Annotated in this window: 13 protein-coding genes; 9 read left to right on the forward strand and 4 right to left on the reverse strand. The window is 42.9% G+C overall.

The annotated features are described in order from the left end of the window. Window positions 1-149 precede the first annotated feature (149 nt). Together H6G14_RS21395 and hemW are read right to left on the reverse strand one after the other, a co-directional pair. The gene (locus H6G14_RS21395; protein ID WP_190569397.1) at window positions 150-1,964 is read right to left on the reverse strand and encodes an ABC transporter ATP-binding protein; all 1,815 of its coding nucleotides are present in this window, start codon (window positions 1,962-1,964) and stop codon (window positions 150-152) included. Between the two features lie 46 nt (window positions 1,965-2,010). Further along, a complete protein-coding gene (gene hemW / locus H6G14_RS21400; RefSeq protein ID WP_190569399.1) occupies window positions 2,011-3,201 on the reverse strand; it encodes a radical SAM family heme chaperone HemW in 1,191 nt (396 codons plus the stop codon). Between the two features lie 252 nt (window positions 3,202-3,453). On the opposite strand from hemW, the gene H6G14_RS21405 reads away from it, so the two are divergent. The 4 genes from H6G14_RS21405 to H6G14_RS21420 all read left to right on the forward strand — a co-directional run bounded on the left by H6G14_RS21405 (window position 3,454) and on the right by H6G14_RS21420 (window position 10,617). Further along, window positions 3,454-4,530, forward strand: a complete 1,077-nt coding sequence (locus tag H6G14_RS21405; protein WP_190569401.1) for a PIN/TRAM domain-containing protein — start codon at window positions 3,454-3,456, stop codon at window positions 4,528-4,530. Window positions 4,531-4,843: 313 nt separating this feature from the next. Then, a complete protein-coding gene (gene pheT, locus H6G14_RS21410) occupies window positions 4,844-7,276 on the forward strand; it encodes a phenylalanine--tRNA ligase subunit beta (protein ID WP_190569403.1) in 2,433 nt (810 codons plus the stop codon). Window positions 7,277-7,347: 71 nt separating this feature from the next. Beyond that, window positions 7,348-7,617 carry a YciI family protein gene (locus H6G14_RS21415; protein ID WP_190569404.1) on the forward strand — a complete coding sequence of 90 codons (270 nt, stop codon included), beginning with the start codon at window positions 7,348-7,350 and terminating at the stop codon, window positions 7,615-7,617. Window positions 7,618-8,463: 846 nt separating this feature from the next. Continuing rightward, window positions 8,464-10,617 carry a DUF4114 domain-containing protein gene (locus H6G14_RS21420; RefSeq protein WP_190569406.1) on the forward strand — a complete coding sequence of 718 codons (2,154 nt, stop codon included), beginning with the start codon at window positions 8,464-8,466 and terminating at the stop codon, window positions 10,615-10,617. Between the two features lie 184 nt (window positions 10,618-10,801). Here the strand turns inward: H6G14_RS21420 and H6G14_RS21425 are convergent, their stop codons facing one another. Beyond that, the gene (locus H6G14_RS21425; RefSeq protein ID WP_190569408.1) at window positions 10,802-12,019 is read right to left on the reverse strand and encodes a M20 family metallopeptidase; all 1,218 of its coding nucleotides are present in this window, start codon (window positions 12,017-12,019) and stop codon (window positions 10,802-10,804) included. A 200-nt stretch (window positions 12,020-12,219) separates the two neighbouring features. On the opposite strand from H6G14_RS21425, the gene H6G14_RS21430 reads away from it, so the two are divergent. Genes H6G14_RS21430 through H6G14_RS21440 form a run of 3 tightly spaced genes read left to right on the forward strand, consistent with a single transcriptional unit; the run spans window position 12,220 to window position 14,128 of the window. Further along, entirely contained in the window at window positions 12,220-13,626 is a 1,407-nt protein-coding gene (locus tag H6G14_RS21430) for a glycosyltransferase family 2 protein (protein WP_190569409.1), read from the forward strand. Window positions 13,627-13,652: 26 nt separating this feature from the next. After that, a complete protein-coding gene (locus H6G14_RS21435; protein ID WP_190569411.1) occupies window positions 13,653-13,793 on the forward strand; it encodes a hypothetical protein in 141 nt (46 codons plus the stop codon). 11 nt (window positions 13,794-13,804) lie between these two features. Next, window positions 13,805-14,128: a YnfA family protein gene (locus H6G14_RS21440; RefSeq protein ID WP_338421210.1), complete on the forward strand. Its 324-nt coding sequence runs from the start codon at window positions 13,805-13,807 to the stop codon at window positions 14,126-14,128. 100 nt (window positions 14,129-14,228) lie between these two features. Here the strand turns inward: H6G14_RS21440 and H6G14_RS21445 are convergent, their stop codons facing one another. After that, window positions 14,229-16,184, reverse strand: coding sequence for a DNA polymerase III subunit gamma/tau (locus H6G14_RS21445; RefSeq protein ID WP_190569413.1), 1,956 nt, complete (start codon window positions 16,182-16,184; stop codon window positions 14,229-14,231). Between the two features lie 277 nt (window positions 16,185-16,461). Between H6G14_RS21445 and H6G14_RS21450 the strand changes: the two genes are divergently transcribed. Together H6G14_RS21450 and H6G14_RS21455 are read left to right on the forward strand one after the other, a co-directional pair. After that, entirely contained in the window at window positions 16,462-17,139 is a 678-nt protein-coding gene (locus H6G14_RS21450; protein ID WP_190569416.1) for a hypothetical protein, read from the forward strand. A 307-nt stretch (window positions 17,140-17,446) separates the two neighbouring features. Next, complete coding sequence (locus H6G14_RS21455; RefSeq protein WP_190569418.1) at window positions 17,447-17,692, forward strand: hypothetical protein; 246 nt, start codon at window positions 17,447-17,449, stop codon at window positions 17,690-17,692. Window positions 17,693-17,770: the final 78 nt, after the last annotated feature.

Here is a 17,770-nt window from a genome sequence, read left to right on the forward strand (position 1 = left end):
TTCAGTACCACTTTACATAAATTATTAACTTTTTCAACGCAAAGTGGCGCTGAGGTAGGCGCAGAGGTATGCAGAGTAAAGTCTATCTCCCTCAGCGTACCTCCGCGCTCCCCTCAGCGTACCTCTGCGTTTAAAAGGATTATCTCTCTCTACTGATAACCCGCCGCCTGCAACAGAAACAGCCTGGCATAATGTCCGCCATCCGCCAGCAACTCCTCATGAGTCCCCTGCTCTACCACTTCCCCATTTTCAATCACCAAAATTTTGTCAGCCATCCTCACAGTCGAAAAACGGTGGGAAATCAAGAATACCATTTGATTTTGAGTCACAGTACGAAAATGATTGAAAATCTCAAACTCAGCTTGTGCATCAATTGCCGATGTGGGTTCATCTAAAACTAAAATATCCGCCTGAGTCCGCATAAATGCACGAGCTAGAGCGATTTTCTGCCATTGTCCGCCAGATAATTCTTGTCCTCCCTTGAACCAGCGTCCAAGCTGTGTCTGAAAGCTTTGGGGTAATGTCTCAATAAACTGTTGCGCCATACCTTTTTGAGCAGCTACTTGCCAACGCCTGTTATCGTCCAGATTTTCCACATCCCCCACACCAATATTCTCACCCACAGTAAATTGATAGCGGACGAAATTTTGGAAAATTACCCCAATCCGACGGCGCAATATATCCACATCCCATTTTTGTAAGTCCACACCATCTAATAAAATTCTTCCAGAATCTGGTGTGTAAAGTCGTGTGAGTAGTTTGATTAAAGTCGTTTTGCCAGAACCATTTTCACCGACAATAGCTAATTTTTCCCCAGGTTTTAAATGCAGAGAAATATTAGTTAATGCAGGCTGAGAACTACCAGGATAGGTAAAAGATACATTCTGAAAACGAATCCCATCTTCAGGATTGATTCCTTGAGTTACATTACCCCAAGGTTGGGTGACTTTCTCTTCTAAAAAGTCGTAAAGGTTAGAAAGATATAAGTTATCCTCATACATTCCACCAATGGAGGTGAGAGCATTGGCAAAAGTAGACTGTCCTTGACGGAAAACAGTGAGATACATTGTCATATCTCCCAAGGAAATCTTACCTAAAACCGCTTCTATGACAATCCAAGCGTAGGCGATGTAAAAAGCCGTCGTACTCACCAAACTCAGGAGATATCCCCACACTCCCCGGCGTACTGTTAAATCTCGGTCTTCGCTATAGAGTTGATTGAATACGTTACGGTATCTTCCCAATAGCATCTCGCCTAACTGGTAGAGTTTAACTTCAGTGACAAAGTCTTCTCTAGCTAGTAAATTTTCCAGATAATGCTGCTGGCGGGTTTCTGGCGCACGCCAACTAAATAAACGAAAGGCTTCCCCAGCAAATCTAGTTTCGGCGATGAATGCGGGCATTGCTGCCAAAATTAGGGCAACTACAGCCCAAAGAGAGAAATTCACGAGCAAAATGCCATATGTAACTAGAGAAAGGGCATTCTGCACTAAACCAAAGGTGCGGTTAACTAAAGAAAGGGGGCGAATGGATGCTTCTCTTCGAGCGTTGGTGATTTTGTCATAGAACTCTGAATTTTCAAAATGAGTGAGGTCAAGGGTCAAGGCTTTCTCTAAGATGAGGACATTGACTCGCTGACCAAGTAACACCCGCAGTAATGATTGACAAATAGTCAACCCTCTTTGACTACCTGCCAGTAAAGCTACAGCGATCGCCTCTAAACCCACATATAATAATGGTTGAGAAAGATTGGCGTTGGCTTGGGATGACAAAACCACCGCATCCACAATTAACTTACCAATATAGGCGATCGCCGCAGGTAACAAACCAGCCACTAAAGTTAAAGTAGCCAGAATGATAGTCATAGTGTGGCTAGTAGTCCACACCAAATATATTGCCCTGCCACTATAACGGAAAACTGCCAGTGATTGGCGCAGGGGGTTCCGTCGCTTTTTACTCTTCATTATTCTTTTTATAGCGCGATCTTACCCCTCTTGAGTGTTCCTACTGTTACCCCAACTGACTAAACAAATCGGCTAACACCACATTGGAAAATAAAAAACCATCGGGATCACTTAACCGCAACCTGTCACCCACAACTTGTACCCAACCTTGAGTAAAATAGGGTTGCAGACATTGATGCAGTTCTTGTATTTTCTCCTTGCCAAATTCCTCTGTCAGTGCTGCTAAACTCACACCATCAGCCAAGCGTAACCCCAACATCAATGTTTCTAACAATACGTCTGCTTTTGGTGTAATTTCCCAATCAATCACACCGTGATTAGCAATCAACTCTTGCACCCATTGATAATACTCCTTTGTTTTCCGGGGACGGGTAAAGCGTTTACCTTCTACATAGCTGGCCGCACCCATACCAAAGCCGTAATAAGGACGGTTTTCCCAATACACGCGGTTATGTCTACACTGGTGTCCTGGCTGGGCGTAGTTGGAAATTTCGTAATGTTCATAACCGCCATCAGTCAAAATCCTCTGACCCATCTGATACATTTTCACCGTGGTTTCATCAGTAGGTAAGGGATTATCCCCAGGTTTGTAATAACGACCAAAAGCTGTTCCTGGCTCAATTGTCAAATCATAGATAGATATGTGGGTGGGTGCGATGTTAACGGCTGTTTCTAGGGAATCTTGCCATTGATCTAAAGACTGATGCGGCAAGCCAGAAATTAAGTCTATGCTAAATTCGGGAATCTCGACTTGGTGAATCAAGTCTATAGCTGTAAAAATATCTTTAAGCGAGTGCGATCGCCCAGCTACTTTTAACAATTCTTCTTGAAACGCTTGTACACCTAAACTGACCCGATTTACACCAACACTACGATAGCCTTGGATATGTGCTAGATCAAATGTGCCTGGATCAATTTCCATAGATATTTCTGCGTCAGGCGCAATCCCAAACCGCTTATCTAGCGTTAATAGTATTTGTGCTAATTGTGCTGTAGATAACAGCGAAGGCGTACCACCGCCGAAAAATACGGTCTTGAGGGGTTGCCCAAAGGCTGGCGTAATGGCAATTTCTTCACAGAGAACATCGACATACCCGGAGATGGTAACAGATGTTTCACCACGTTGGCGATCGCCGACAACAAATATCGGGAAGTCACAATAAAAGCACCGCCTTCTGCAAAAGGGAATATGTACATAAGCAGAACTAGCAACGCTAAGAACATTAACTTTTTGCATATTTGTGAACAAGAATAAACTTAATTAACAGAAAATTAGAAATAATGAAAATAAATAGTTTATTTACAGGTTTCTATCGTTTTTTGGCGTAACTATGACAAATCTTAAGCGAAGTGACTTTGGTTATAATGTTTGCAGATATTGCCTGCATAAAAACCCTAGTCTAAGTCAATATAATTAGTCTCTCTTACCGATGAAATTAAAAATACTTGACTTTATCGGGTAAAACAGTCGCAGGAAAACAGCAAAATCATGCTTGATGCCATTATTATTTTTTCATTCATCCTGGCAGCAGCAGGAATAGGGTTCTACAGCACCGAACTACTGCCTAATGGTGCGTTAGATCGGGTCACGAACCTCGAAGCTTTACGCTTAACTGTTGCCGTCTTTGCCGCCATCATCGGTGGCGCTGTCGGTTTGAGTTTCCAAACGACCTATCGTCGCTTAGAAGCCCAAGTCCGCGAATTGCCACTGGAAGTAATTTTAACGCGTGCCATTGGCTTAGTGATTGGATTATTGCTAGCAAACTTAATGCTGGCTCCGCTATTTTTGCTACCTATTCCCACGGATTTTAGTTTTATTAAACCACTGGTGGCGGTGGTTGGTAGTATTATTCTCTCCGTCACGGGGATGAATTTAGCTGATACCCACGGACGCGGCTTATTGAGATTCATTAACCCCAACACAGTGGAAACAATGGTGGCGGAAGGGACATTAAAACCCGCCAATACTAAAGTTTTAGACACTAGTTGTATTATCGACGGTCGGATTGAGGCACTGCTAGAAACCGGATTTCTGGAAGGGCAAATTATCGTGCCACAGTTTGTCTTGCTGGAACTACAACAAGTAGCGGATGCCAGCAAAGACCAAAAGCGAGTGAGAGGAAGACGCGGACTCGAAATTCTCAATCGTATTAAGGAAGCCTACCCAGACCGCATTCTGATTAATCCATCAGATTACGAAGATATTGCAACAGTTGATGCCAAATTAGTTAAGTTTGCACAAGAAATCAACGGCACACTACTCACCAACGATTACAACTTATCCAAAGTCGCCAGCGTGCAGAAAGTGCCGGTGTTAAATGTGAACGACCTAGTAAATGCAGTCCGTCCTAGCTATTTACCTGGGGACAACCTTGACCTAAAAATTCTCAAGGAAGGTAAAGAACCGACTCAAGGAATTGGCTACTTAGACGATGGCACAATGGTTGTTGTGGAAGAAGGTAGAGGTTATGTAGGTGGTGAACTGCGGGTAGTAGTTACTAGTGCGTTGCAAACCTCAGCCGGGAGAATGATTTTTGCTAAACCCCAAGCTTCAGCATTGGCGTGAGGTAAATGTCTGGTGCAAATAGAGTTACGATATGCAATCGGTGTAGTTTGACTGCACCGATTTTGTATTGGGTAAAATTTCCAGAAAAAGGTAATTGGATGTTCGCCTGTCAAGGATGTTGGCTTGAGGTAATTTTTGGCAAACCCATACCTGCTATCTGCTAGCTGTCCCTTATATCTTCTGACTCCCCTCTGTTTCTCCAAAGTTAAGGGACGTAGTAGGATTGTTCAGGTATGCCTAGAGATGTGACTCGTTCACAATTAGGCAACCTAAAATTAGAGCAAAAGACGATTCCTCAAACAAGCACACTCCAATGCGTATTTCTTTGAACTGGCTGCGGGAACTAGTAGAGATAAAACTTAGCCCAGAAGAATTAGCCCATATTCTCACAATGGCTGGGTTTGAAGTCGAAGATATTGAAGACCGCCGCACTTGGGCAAATGGCGTTGTTGTGGGGAGAGTGCTTGAGCGTCAACCCCACCCCAACGCTGATAAGTTGAGCGTTTGCCAAGTAGATGTCGGTGCATCGGAAACTTTAAATATTGTCTGTGGCGCACCTAATGTCCGAGCCGATATTTATGTGCCTGTGGCAACTGTAGGCGCTTATTTACCTAACATTGATTTGAAAATTAAACCCGCAAAATTGCGTGGTGTTCCCTCCCAAGGGATGATTTGTTCTTTGAAAGAACTCGGTTTACCCAGTGAGGTAGACGGTATTTATATTTTCCCCCAAGAAAACTTACCCTTGGGTAGTGACGTGCGTCCATTGTTGGGTTTGGATGATGTGATTTTAGATGTCACCGCTACGGCTAATCGTGCAGATGCCTTAAGTATGGTGGGTATAGCGCGAGAAGTGGCTGCGTTGACTGATGCAAAATTGAGCATCCCGAAACCTGGGGAAGTATCTGTATCTGAGAGTGTGGGGAAGTTAGGTTTAAAGATTGCCGATACCCAAGCTTGTCCCGCTTATATTGGCACAGTCATTGAACAGGTAAAAATTGCTTCATCCCCTGAATGGTTACAACAGCGTTTGCGTTCGGCTGGGGTACGACCGATTAGTAATGTAGTAGATATTACTAATTATGTGTTGTTGGAATGGGGACAACCATTACACGCCTTTGACCAAGAGCGATTAAAGGCTGTTGCCAATGCTGATAACTTAACTATTGGTGTGCGCTTTGCCAATCAGGGGGAAACACTAAAAACCCTGGATGGGCAAACTCGCAATCTGACAACACAAAATTTATTAATTACAGCTAATGATCAACCAGTGGCTTTAGCGGGAGTTATGGGTGGTGAAGAAACCGAAGTCCACGAGGGTACACAAAGCCTAATTTTAGAAGCAGCATTATTTGATTCTGTGGCGATTCGTCGTTCTTCTCGTAGTGTGGGGTTACGCAGCGAAGCTTCTGGTAGATACGAGCGGGGCGTAAATCGGGCAGAGTTAGAAATAGCTAATCGCCGTGCTTTATCTTTGATTAATGAATTGGCTGGTGGTGTGATTATCCATCAGGAAATTGCTGATACTCGTCCCGATCCTACTACTTGGAGTCGTTCGATCGCACTACGTTTAGACCGGGTGAATGAAGTACTCGGCCCCATCAACGTGGGAGAAACTGGAGAACTGGAAGCCAAAGATGTAGAACGTACCTTGACTGCATTGGGATGTCAGTTAACCCCAGCCGGAGAAGGGATTTGGAATGTTTCTGTCCCCTCCTATCGTTACCGCGATTTAGAACGGGAGATTGATTTAATTGAGGAAGTTGCCCGTCTCTACGGTTATGATAATTTCTGTGATACCTTACCAGACAAAGCAGAAGCTGGTTATTTACCTGTAGATCAAGAACTGGTACGCAAGTTACGCGCTGCGCTGCGGGCGGAAGGTTTAACAGAATTAATTCATTACTCCTTAGTGAAACCAGGGGAAGATAGGCAAATAGTCTTGAGTAATCCCTTATTTGTTGAATATTCAGCCTTGCGAACTGATTTACTCGCTGGCTTAATTGACGCTTTCCAATACAACCTAGAACAAGGGAATGGTTCCCTGAACGGTTTTGAAATTGGGCGGATTTTCTGGCAAGAAGAAGATGGGTTACAAGAAAAAGATGCGATCGCTGGCATCATAGGAGGAGATACAAGCCTGGGCAAATGGTCAAAAGGTAGTAAAGACCAACCTCTGACTTGGTTTGAAGCCAAGGGCATTCTAGAAAGCGTATTTCAGCAACTCGGCATCCTGGTAGAATATCAGCCTGATTGTCGTGACGAACGTTTACACCCAGGACGCACCGCCTCATTATGGATTGGTGGTAATAGATTAGGTATTTTTGGACAACTCCACCCCCAACTACGGCGTGACAAAGACTTACCAGAATCAGTCTACGTGTTCCAACTAGATTTGGATGTGTTGTTGGATGCTTTAGATAAAGATGAAATTCTTGTACCTACATTCAAACCTTACTCCACATATCCCGCAAGCGATCGCGATATTGCCTTTTTTGCACCTGTAAAAATCTCCGTCTCGGAAATCGAAAAAGCCATTAACAAGGCCGGTAAAGGTTTACTGGAGTCGGTAGAACTGTTTGATGAATATCGCGGTGAGAACGTACCCCAAGGTCAACGGAGTTTAGCATTTAGAATAGTCTACCGGGCAAGCGATCGTACCCTCACAGATAACGAGGTTGAACCAGTACACAACAAAGTCCGGGAAGCTTTGGTAGAGAAATTCGGTGTAAACCTCCGCAGTTAACTAAACATAAGTGATGAGTGATGCGTCAACTCATCACTTATGATTAATTGTGAATTTTGAATTGAATCACTATGCCAAAATACATTGTTTGGGGAACCTACTGCGAAGACGTTCTCGAAAAACGCACGCCTTACCGTCAAGCACACTTGGACGGACTCGCAAAACAAAAAGAAGCTGGTGTGCTGATTACTATTGGCCCAACCAAAGATGTGACAAAAGTCTTTGGTATTTACGAGGCGGAAGATGAAGCCACAGTACGCCAGTTAATTGAAAATGACCCCTACTGGCAACATAATATTTGGACTGAATATGATGTGAAAGAGTGGATTCAGGCCGTTTAACAAAGAGTAGACTTTTTCTAGCACCTAATTCAATCAACTACAATCAGTTGCTGAATAAATATAATAAATTGCGGGTCAATTTAATTATATTTATTCAGTAATTTTCTCTATAGTGACTATTGATTGAACTAGATATAATACGAAGATACTGTATATGTATAGCGTACCACCAAAAATTCTTTAATAAAATCTCACAAGTAATATTAATTTTTATAGAAAATCATCATTCAAGGCATAAATACCAAGAATTAGTAAAGAATAAACTGAGATATAGCCTACTCTGCGTCAGTAAACATATCATTTATTCATCCCTCATAAATATTCTTCTCTAGGGATTGATATAGTAATCAGATTTAACCATCAGAAAAAATCTAAATATCTGTAGGGTGGGCAATACCCAGTTCCACTTGCGTAACTGCTGTGAAAAGCGTAAAAACGCAGTGAACCCCTACGTACATTTCAACAATTAAGTATGAATCTCATAGTAGAACTACGTCCAGCAATTAAACAGCTTAATTCTTACCCAGCCTAATTTGCTCTTAGAAACACTTACCAATATATAAATAGTTCTATGAATCTCACATAATACTGTGTGTTATTACGAGATTTTTGGTTTTTATTGCGTCTAAAAATTACCACTATCTGCTAAATCAAAGATATTTTGCCAATCAAAGACTAGATTATTAAAGAGTCAACAAAACTATCTGCAAAACCTAGCTAACCAGACAGGGCTTAAGTTACAACTTGATTGAGTTAAACATTTTTGAACCTAATAATACTTCTAACCTCAGAGATTAATTATTTTGTTCACCTAACAAAAATATCTGTACCTTAGGCTGATAAATCATGAATCTTGTAACTCAAAAGGCTGTTCTAGGATTAATTACCACTGCTGCGTTAACTGGTACATTTGCCTCGATACAACCAGCAACCGCTACCACTCAAACCACAACTTCTGCCGCAGCAAAACCCACTCAAATAGCTATTAAAGAGGCTTCTGAAGCTATAATAAAAGCTAAAGAGACTGCTGATGCACTCAAAAAAGCAGAGGATGATTTCAGTGGTATTATACGATCCACAAACAGAGCAAAAAGCGACGCGAATAGTCGCCTTAATAGAGCCGAACAAGATTTTAACCAGGTAGACGCAATTTTCCAAACAGCTCAAAATGCACTAAATACCGCAACCAATAATCGCAATAATGCTCAAACAGCATTAAATACCGCAACCAATAATCGCAATAATGCTCAAACAGCATTAAATACCGCAACCAATAATCGCAATAATGCTCAAACAGCATTAAATACCGCAACCAATAATCGCAATAATGCTCAAACAGCATTAAACACCGCAACCAATAATCGTAATAATGCTCAAAACGCACTAAATACCGCAACTAATAATCGTAATAATGCTCAAAACGCACTAAATACCGCAACTAATAATCGCAATAATGCTCAAAACGCACTAAATACCGCAACTACTAATCGCAATAATGCTCAAATCACATTAAATACCGCAACTACTAATCGCAATAATGCTCAAACCGCATTAAATACCGCAACTACTAATCGCAATAATGCTCAAACAGATGTTGATACTGCTACTAGAAATCTAACTCAAGCTCGAAGAGGAAATTCACAAACAGCCATTCAAAATGCTATTAACGCTCTAAATGAAGCTAATAATAGATTAAGTGCAGCCAATACTGCATTCAACAACGCAACTGCTAGCTTTAATACAGCTAATACTGCATTTAACAATGCAACTACTAGCTTTAATACAGCTAATACTGCATTCAACAACGCAACTGCTAGCTTTAATACAGCTAATACTGCATTTAACAACGCAACTACTAGCTTTAATATAGCTAATACTGCATTTAACAACGCAACTACTAGCTTTAATATAGCCAATACTGCATTTAACACCGCAACCAACAACTTGAGTACAGCCAACACTGAACTTACTCAAGCTAATACTAGATTCAGTACAGCTACAAATGACTTCAACGCAGCTAACAGCAACTTTAGTAGAACTGGAAATGAGTTGAATACAGCTACTAATAACTTCAATACAGCAAATAATACTTTTAATACAGCAACTACCAATTTCAACAACGCGAGTGAGAGACGCAACACGGCTGAACAAACTAGAAATCAAGTCAGAGAAGAAACTGGATTAACCATCGAGAACGCTAACAACATGGTTAGAGATGCTCAAGCCTTGAGAGATCAGGCTAAGTCAGAAGCTGATAATGCTGCTACGATTTCCCAACAAGCACAGGAAGCGGCTAAAAAAGCTAATGATTGGAGTACATTAAAAAGAAACACCCTTCAAGATAGATCACAAGACCAAAATTTTCAGTCTTTGCTTCCCCAGTTTCAAGCATTAGTACAACGAGAAGGCGTAGAAATTCCCGCAGAACAAATTCAAGCCCAAAAACTAGACTTTTCAGAGTTGTATTTAAAAAATACTCACAATGTGCGAGTTTGGTTTATCAACGAAGGTGCTGGCTACAGAAACCAATTGGCTTATGAAGCTGTTAAGGGTAATCAGTACAGCAGTGGAATGATTTTTGAAGACGTTTCTTGTCTAAGTACGCGAAATAGATGTGCCTCAGGTAATTCCGATGGTGTTCTAGATATTGGTGACTTTGTAGACTTGGGTACAATCAGAGGTGGTACACAACTCAACTTTTTGCTCAAGGGAGATGGGTATAATAACCCCGATGGGCATATTTATGGTGCAAATTCATCGCTCAACCCAGATGGCTTACAACACATAATGGCTTGGAAAGTCGATGATTATTTAATGATGGGTTTTGAAGATTTATTTAATGGTGGGGACAAAGATTATAACGATGTAATGATTGTTGTGGATTTTGGTAAGGATAATTTCACAACAAGACGAGTACCAGAACCTTCAGCCAAAACTGCGATTATGGCTTTGGGCGCATTTGGTATGTTCAAGGTACGTTCCCGGCGCAAAAACAAATAAGTTTGACAGAGTTATAGCTGTTGACGGTTGACGGTTGACGGTTGACAGGTTTGAAAACCTTGTGTTGTGAGGGTTTTATCTTAGCTTTTAGCTTGATGTCCTAATCTATCTGGCTACCGCTATAAAAGAATAATTTTTGATGATGAGCAGCAAGCGAGTTGAAACTCCGGCTTGTTGCTTATTTTTATTCATTAAAAAATTTCTCCACACACCGGACAAATATCTCTACACCCATTGCTAAGGCGGTTTCGTCAAAATCGAAGCGGGGGTGATGATGGGGATAGGCTAAATCTTTGTCTGGGTTAGCAGAACCAAGGAAGAAATAACAACCAGGAACTTCTTGTAGGAAAAAAGACATATCTTCGCCGCCCATAGTTTGACATTCTGGCACGATACCAATAGGAGTTTCGATCACTTCTTCTGCTACAGAACGCACTAATTGGGCGATCGCCTGATCATTAATGACTGGGGGATATAATCCAGTATATTTAAAGTCATATTTTGCGCCATGACTTTGACAGATACCAGCAATAACTTGCTCGATTCTTTGTGGAAAAAAGCCTTGGAAAGCAGGGTTAAAATACCTGACAGTTCCTTTCATGGTGGCTGTATCAGCAATGACGTTATGGGTTGTCCCTGCATGGAGTGCGCCTACTGTGACCACGGCGGAATCGATGGGGTTGACATTGCGCGAGACAATGGTTTGTAAAGCAGTGACAATTTGGGCAGCAACTACTACAGAATCTACCGTTTGATGGGGTATTGCACCATGTCCACCTTTGCCGAAAATCTTGCAGTCGAATAATTCTACCGCCGCCATCAATGCCCCACTGCGGACACCTACTGTTCCCAAAGGTAAGTTATTCCATAGGTGCAACCCGATAATGGCATCAACATCGGGGTTTTTCAGCACCCCAGCCTCAATCATGGGTTTTGCTCCCCCTGGCCCCTCCTCTGCCGGCTGGAAGATGACTTTTACAGTCCCAGCAAAATCTTGACGATGCTGTTGTAAATAATAAGCTGTTCCCAGGGCGATCGCTGTATGTCCGTCATGTCCACAGGCGTGCATCACACCATTATGCTGTGAGCAATAAGGTACTTCGTTGAGTTCTTGGATTGGCAAAGCATCCATATCTGCCCGAATTGCCAAGACTTTAGCACTGGGTTTTTCGCCTTTAATGGTAGCCACTATTCCAGTTTGAGCAATACTTGTTTGATGCTCAATTCCCCATGCTTGTAACTTACTTGAGACAAACGCAGCCGTGATTTTTTCTTGAAAAGCTAGCTCTGGTTTTTGATGCAGTCGTCGTCGCCATTCAACCAACTGGGGTTGCAATGAACGGATTGCTAGCCGCACACGGGATAAGTCAACAGATGCGGGATTGGGAAAGGTGGAAACCATTACGGCTTAGGTAGATAAGGTGTGTGATTTTCCCAGTCTATCGTTATCTTATGGTTATGGAAAAGGCACAAGCCGGGGATAAGGATATACTGACCAACTACCAACCCAAGAATGATAGTGATAACAGAAGTTACTGCTAAGAAATATTAAAATCTCGGTTAAAATAGGGCAGCATTAGCTTTTTTTGGATCAAGTAACTTATGCCAGCGAATTCCTGGCCCGACAACGATTCCTACAAAGAGCTTGATCCACTCAATTCCTTGTTGTCTGACCTATCAACAACAGAGGAATCAGTAGTGGAAACACGGGATTTGTCTCTACCATCCCGGTTTCAAGGACGTAGAGGGAAAGCTGCTCTAGTTTTAACAATCGTCTGGAGTGGCACGATCGCTCTACATTTGGTTTCCTGGGGTTCTATTTTTATACTAGGGTTGACTACCGTTTTAGGTATTCATGCTTTAGGAGTAGTTTTTGCTCGACCCCGCCACTATCAAAAAGAGATGCAAGGTAGTTTACCTTTTGTATCTATATTGGTAGCGGCGAAAAATGAGGAAGCTGTCATTGCTAAATTAGCGAAAAATCTTTGTAATCTGGAATATCCCAACGGGCAATACGAAGTTTGGATAATTGATGATAATAGTAGCGATAAAACGCCCCATATCTTAGCAGAACTGGCAAAAGAGTACGACAAACTAAAAGTCCTCAGACGTTCAGCCCAAGCTACTGGTGGTAAATCAGGGGCATTAAATCAGGTTTTACCATTAACTCAGGGTGAAATCATCGCCGTGTTTGATGCTGATGCTCAAGTAGCGTCAGATATGCTACTCCATGTAGTACCTTTGTTTCAACGGGAAAAGGTGGGGGCGGTGCAGGTGCGAAAAGCGATCGCCAACGCCAAAGAAAATTTTTGGACAAAGGGACAAATGGCGGAAATGTCGCTGGATATTTGGTTCCAGCAACAGCGTACAGCCCTGGGAGGAATCGGTGAACTGCGGGGGAACGGTCAATTTGTGCGCCGCCAAGCCTTGGACAGCTGTGGCGGTTGGAATGAAGAAACAATCACTGATGATTTGGATCTGACTTTCCGCCTGCATCTTGACAAATGGGATATTGAATGCTTATTCTATCCAGCCGTACAGGAAGAAGGCGTAACAACGGCGATCGCTCTTTGGCATCAGCGCAATCGCTGGGCGGAAGGCGGCTATCAGCGCTATTTGGACTATTGGGATTTGATTCTCAAAAACCGCATGGGTACGCGGAAAACTTGGGATATGTTGATGTTCATGCTGACGATGTATATCCTACCGACAGCAGCAATTCCCGATTTATTAATGGCTGTTGTCCGCCATCGTCCGCCAATGCTAGGCCCGGTAACAGGCTTGTCTGTAACTATGTCCGTCGTCGGAATGTTTGCTGGTTTACGGCGCATACGACAAGAACAAAAGTTTCAAGTTCATACCCCCTTTGTCTTGTTACTACAAACAATGCGCGGCACTTTATATATGCTGCACTGGTTAGTAGTCATGAGCAGCACCACGGCGCGGATGTCATTCCGACCCAAGCGCTTGAAGTGGGTAAAAACCGTCCATACAGGAAGTGGGGAATAGTCCCTACGAGAAATTCAAAATTCAAAATGCAAAATTCAAAAATTAGTTTGGATTTTGCATTTTTTTTCATTTCCCAAGGAGTTCCCCAGTTCTGGCTGAACGAATCGCACCTCTGTTTTGATGAAGAAGCACATCAATCAGGGGAGAATATTAAGGCTGATTATTAAGAGAAACAACAGTGATTCAGTCAATGCTATTTTTCGTCTTAGCAGGGCTTTGTGAGATTGGGGGTGGTTATTTAGTTTGGCTGACACTTCGGGAAGGAAAGAGTATCTGGTTAGCTTTGATTGGGGTTGTGATACTTGGTCTATATGGCGCGGTTCCAACTCTACAACCTACTCATTTCGGGCGTGCTTATGCAGCATACGGCGGTGTTTTTGTTGCGTTATCTGTCCTGTGGGGCTGGTTAGTTGATCGTATTAGACCTGATAAATTTGACTTGTTGGGTGGTGGAATTGTGTTACTAGGTGTTTTAGTCATAATGTATGCTCCCAGAGGGTAATTGTTGCAGATCAAGGTCGAGCATAACAATCCCAATGCACCGGAACGTAAGTCCTAGAGACGTTGTATACAAAGTCTGTACATTAACTATTCCCCCTGCCTTATTCATCGTCTAAATCTGATTCCTCTACCCATTCAGATGTAGCCATTTCTGATAATCCTTCGCCATCATCGGTAAATCGGATGATTTGCCCATCAAAGAATTTTGCCAGACGTTGGGCAGCGATCGCCACTTCATCGGTTTCCCACTCAGGTAGAGGTGCTTGGTTCTCTTTTGGGGGTGGTGTTTTTGCTCCTCCCGTACTTGGGGCTATTGGTGTAGTTTTTGGAGTTGGGGCGATTGCGGTAGGTTGTGGGGGAGGTGTAGTTGGCTTTTGGTTATTGTAAGTTGGGGAGGGTGGCTGTTGTACGGTGGCAGTACCGTTATGACCGTTACCGTTGCTGTTACCATTACCGTTGGCTGGTGCTACTTTCCTGACTGTAGTAGCGTTTGATGGGTTGCCTCTTTCTAAAGTTACCTGAATTTCACGATTAAAAGTCTGTTGGAAAGCCACCGTAATCATAGGTAAGTCTGACTTAACTTTGTCATACCACGCAGCTTTGACACCAATACGAGCCACAGCACCTGCAAAATCGATGAGGTAACACATTTGACCCAGTAAGGCGCGTCTGGGGATTTGTTGAATATTATTGAGTACCTGCTGCCAAATTTGAGCAAAGTTATCTTCTGAGAGACTGGGGATTGGGGACTGGGGAGCAGGGGAAGATGTAACTTGAACTTCCTCCAGGGTGGGGGATGGGATAGATGGGGATGTGTCCGGGGTTTCTTGGTGGGTGGAGGCTGGTGGGGGTGGAGGAGGGGGTTGTGGAGATGGGTTTTGTGGGGGTGCTTTTGGGGCAACTTGCTGTGGTGTTGGTGATAGGCGATGGTTGGTTGATGCGAGGGCTATTGCTGCGGGTTGAATATTAGCGCTGGGTAATAATCCTAGTAATGTCACCTCCAACCATAAACGTGGTTGAGTGGTGTGTTTAATTTGTAGTTCTGCTTCTTGTAAATGTTTCTGCCCTAGCAAGATGGTACTTATGGGCAAAGATTGGGCGGATTCAACTAGTGCTTTCCACGTCTGCTGAGTACAAGCAACTAAATTATGACGATTGGGTGCGGTTTTGGCTATGAGTAAATCGCGGTAGAAGGCGGCTAGGTTTTGCAGGATGGTTAAGGGTTCTCGACCACGATCTAAGATTTGTCTGGTAGAGTCTAATACGAATTCTGGGTTATCTTGGGCGATCGCTGCCAATAAAGCTAACAAATCTTGTTCGCTGACTGAGCCGACTAAATCCCATACTTGCTCTGGTGTGACTTCGTTGGGTAATAAGGCTAATTGGTCGAGTAAACTTTCCGCATCTCGTAATCCACCTTGGGATAACTGAGCTACTAAGGTAACTGCTTCTAGGGAAATATTAATATTTTCTTTTGAGGCGATCGCACTTAAGTGCTTCACCATCGCCTCTAGTTGAATGCGCCGAAAATCAAATCTTTGACAACGAGAAATAATCGTGGGTAACACTCGTTGGGGGTCGGTTGTCGCTAAAACAAAAACTACGTGCTTAGGTGGTTCTTCTAATGTTTTCAGTAGCGCATTGAATGCCGCACTACTGAGCATATGACATTCATCGATTACATAAACTTTATACCGACACTGCACGGGGGCGAATTGGGCTTTTTCAATTAATTCGCGGATGTTATCTACACCAGTGTTACTGGCGGCATCAATTTCGATTACGTCGAGGGAGTAGCCTTTGGTGATTCCCTGACAAACATCACAAACGCCACAGGGTTCGGCTGTGGGCTTGTCACTGTTGAGACAGTTGAGGGATTTAGCCAGAATCCGGGCGCTGGAAGTTTTACCTGTACCTCTGGGGCCAGTAAATAAATAGGCCGGGGCTATTTTAGCCGTACGGATAGCATTTGTGAGCGTGGTAGCGATCGCCTCTTGCCCCACCAGTTCAGCAAAATTCTTTGGACGATACTTGTGGTGCAGGGGTACGTAAGACATGGGTGAAAAAAGTCAATACCTTCTAGGGTTGATTTGCTAAGTTGTTGTGCTTTAAATTTACTTACACCCAATCATGAGAATTTTTGCCCCTAAAGAGTCTGACCATTTTGAATCTTGAATGAAGTTAAACCATTTTAAACTTTGCCACTCATATTGTGAGCTGTGACATACCCTAGAAGAGACTGTGAAATTCACTTACATATATTTACTTGGCTAAGGCAACAGTGCGCTTTGCGCCCGCTTTAGGCGGCTACAATCTTAGGGGACACAATAGTAAATGGTACAGCAAATGCTCAGGCGGCTAGTCCAATGGCTTAAAAGCTTTTTTCAAGGCTTGTTTGGCGGGGGTAGGAAACAGACTGCGGTAAAAACTAGTCCTAACGTAACAAAAGCACCGGCTCCACCCCTCAGTGACACAGATTTAGAATTTCTGTTCACCGAACTTCTCGAAGGAGTGCATCAGGCGCGGGGAGAGGCTTGGGCTGTAAAGTGGCTGCAAAATATTGAGCATCGTGTGACAACTGCACAATGGGTAGAGTGGTTAAGGCGTTTTGGCGAAAAATTACTAGCATCCTCCTCACCAAATAATGAATTAGCATCTCGATTAGTCCAACTAGGAGAATTGGGCGTGGGGGAACTGGGAGATGTCGCCTACGATATAGGGATGCAGGTGTTAAGCCGCAATCAAGGCGAACCGATTTGGGAATATGATGGCCCAGATAGTGATAGTACTGATGTATTATACCCAGAGGAAAGCATTTCTGCAACCGAGGAAAACCCAGAAGGAGAATATCAAACGGTTACTCTTGAACAGTTATTTGAGATGCTGCAAGAGGATGAAAACTTACGCCAACAGATTGCAGAACAGCTAGCGATTGAAACAGATGATCCCCAGGTTATTGTAGAAGCACTAATGAATCAATATTATGCTGCCAGTCAACAGACTACAGAATAATTACTGTATATAACCGAGCCAAGCTATTCTGTTTTTAAGTTGCACAATCTATCGTGAGGGCTGTTGACAGTTAACAGTTAACAGTTAACAGTTAACAGCCCTTATTAGTAGTTATGCTTTTTTAGCGCGCATTGACTTATAGTTTGTTGTTTCCTTCTCTATTACTGGTGGCGGGCTAAAAAATATTTATTGACGTATAGCCGTAGCCAGATCGATCAGGACATCAAGCTAAGATGAAACCCTTACAAAGAAAGGCTTTCCAGTATATCAACAGTCAAAAGCTATAAATCGTCTGAGGAATAATCTTATGAATTTATTGCTACAGGAAGTACCAGCGTCAGAACTCGCACCTCAAACGATTCAGGAAACGCCGCCACCAGATAAAGACCCTCTGATTGCCAGGGGTCTACAAAAAGAACAGTACTTTGCTATTTTCGGTTTAGCAATTATTGTTATCGCTGCTGTGGGATTTTTCAGTCGTAGATTGGAATATGCCCTGATATTAGCTTTCGTTCTCAGTGCTATTTTAATAGCTGTACTTTTATTGATCTAGTTAAGTTATTTGTCAGTAGTAACAAGATGTTTTAATATCAGCAACGCTTCGGGGATGCAGATGTGAGGCTATAAGCCT

The organism is Nostoc parmelioides FACHB-3921 (genome assembly GCF_014696625.1).
In the GTDB taxonomy this organism is placed as follows: domain Bacteria; phylum Cyanobacteriota; class Cyanobacteriia; order Cyanobacteriales; family Nostocaceae; genus Trichormus; species Trichormus parmelioides.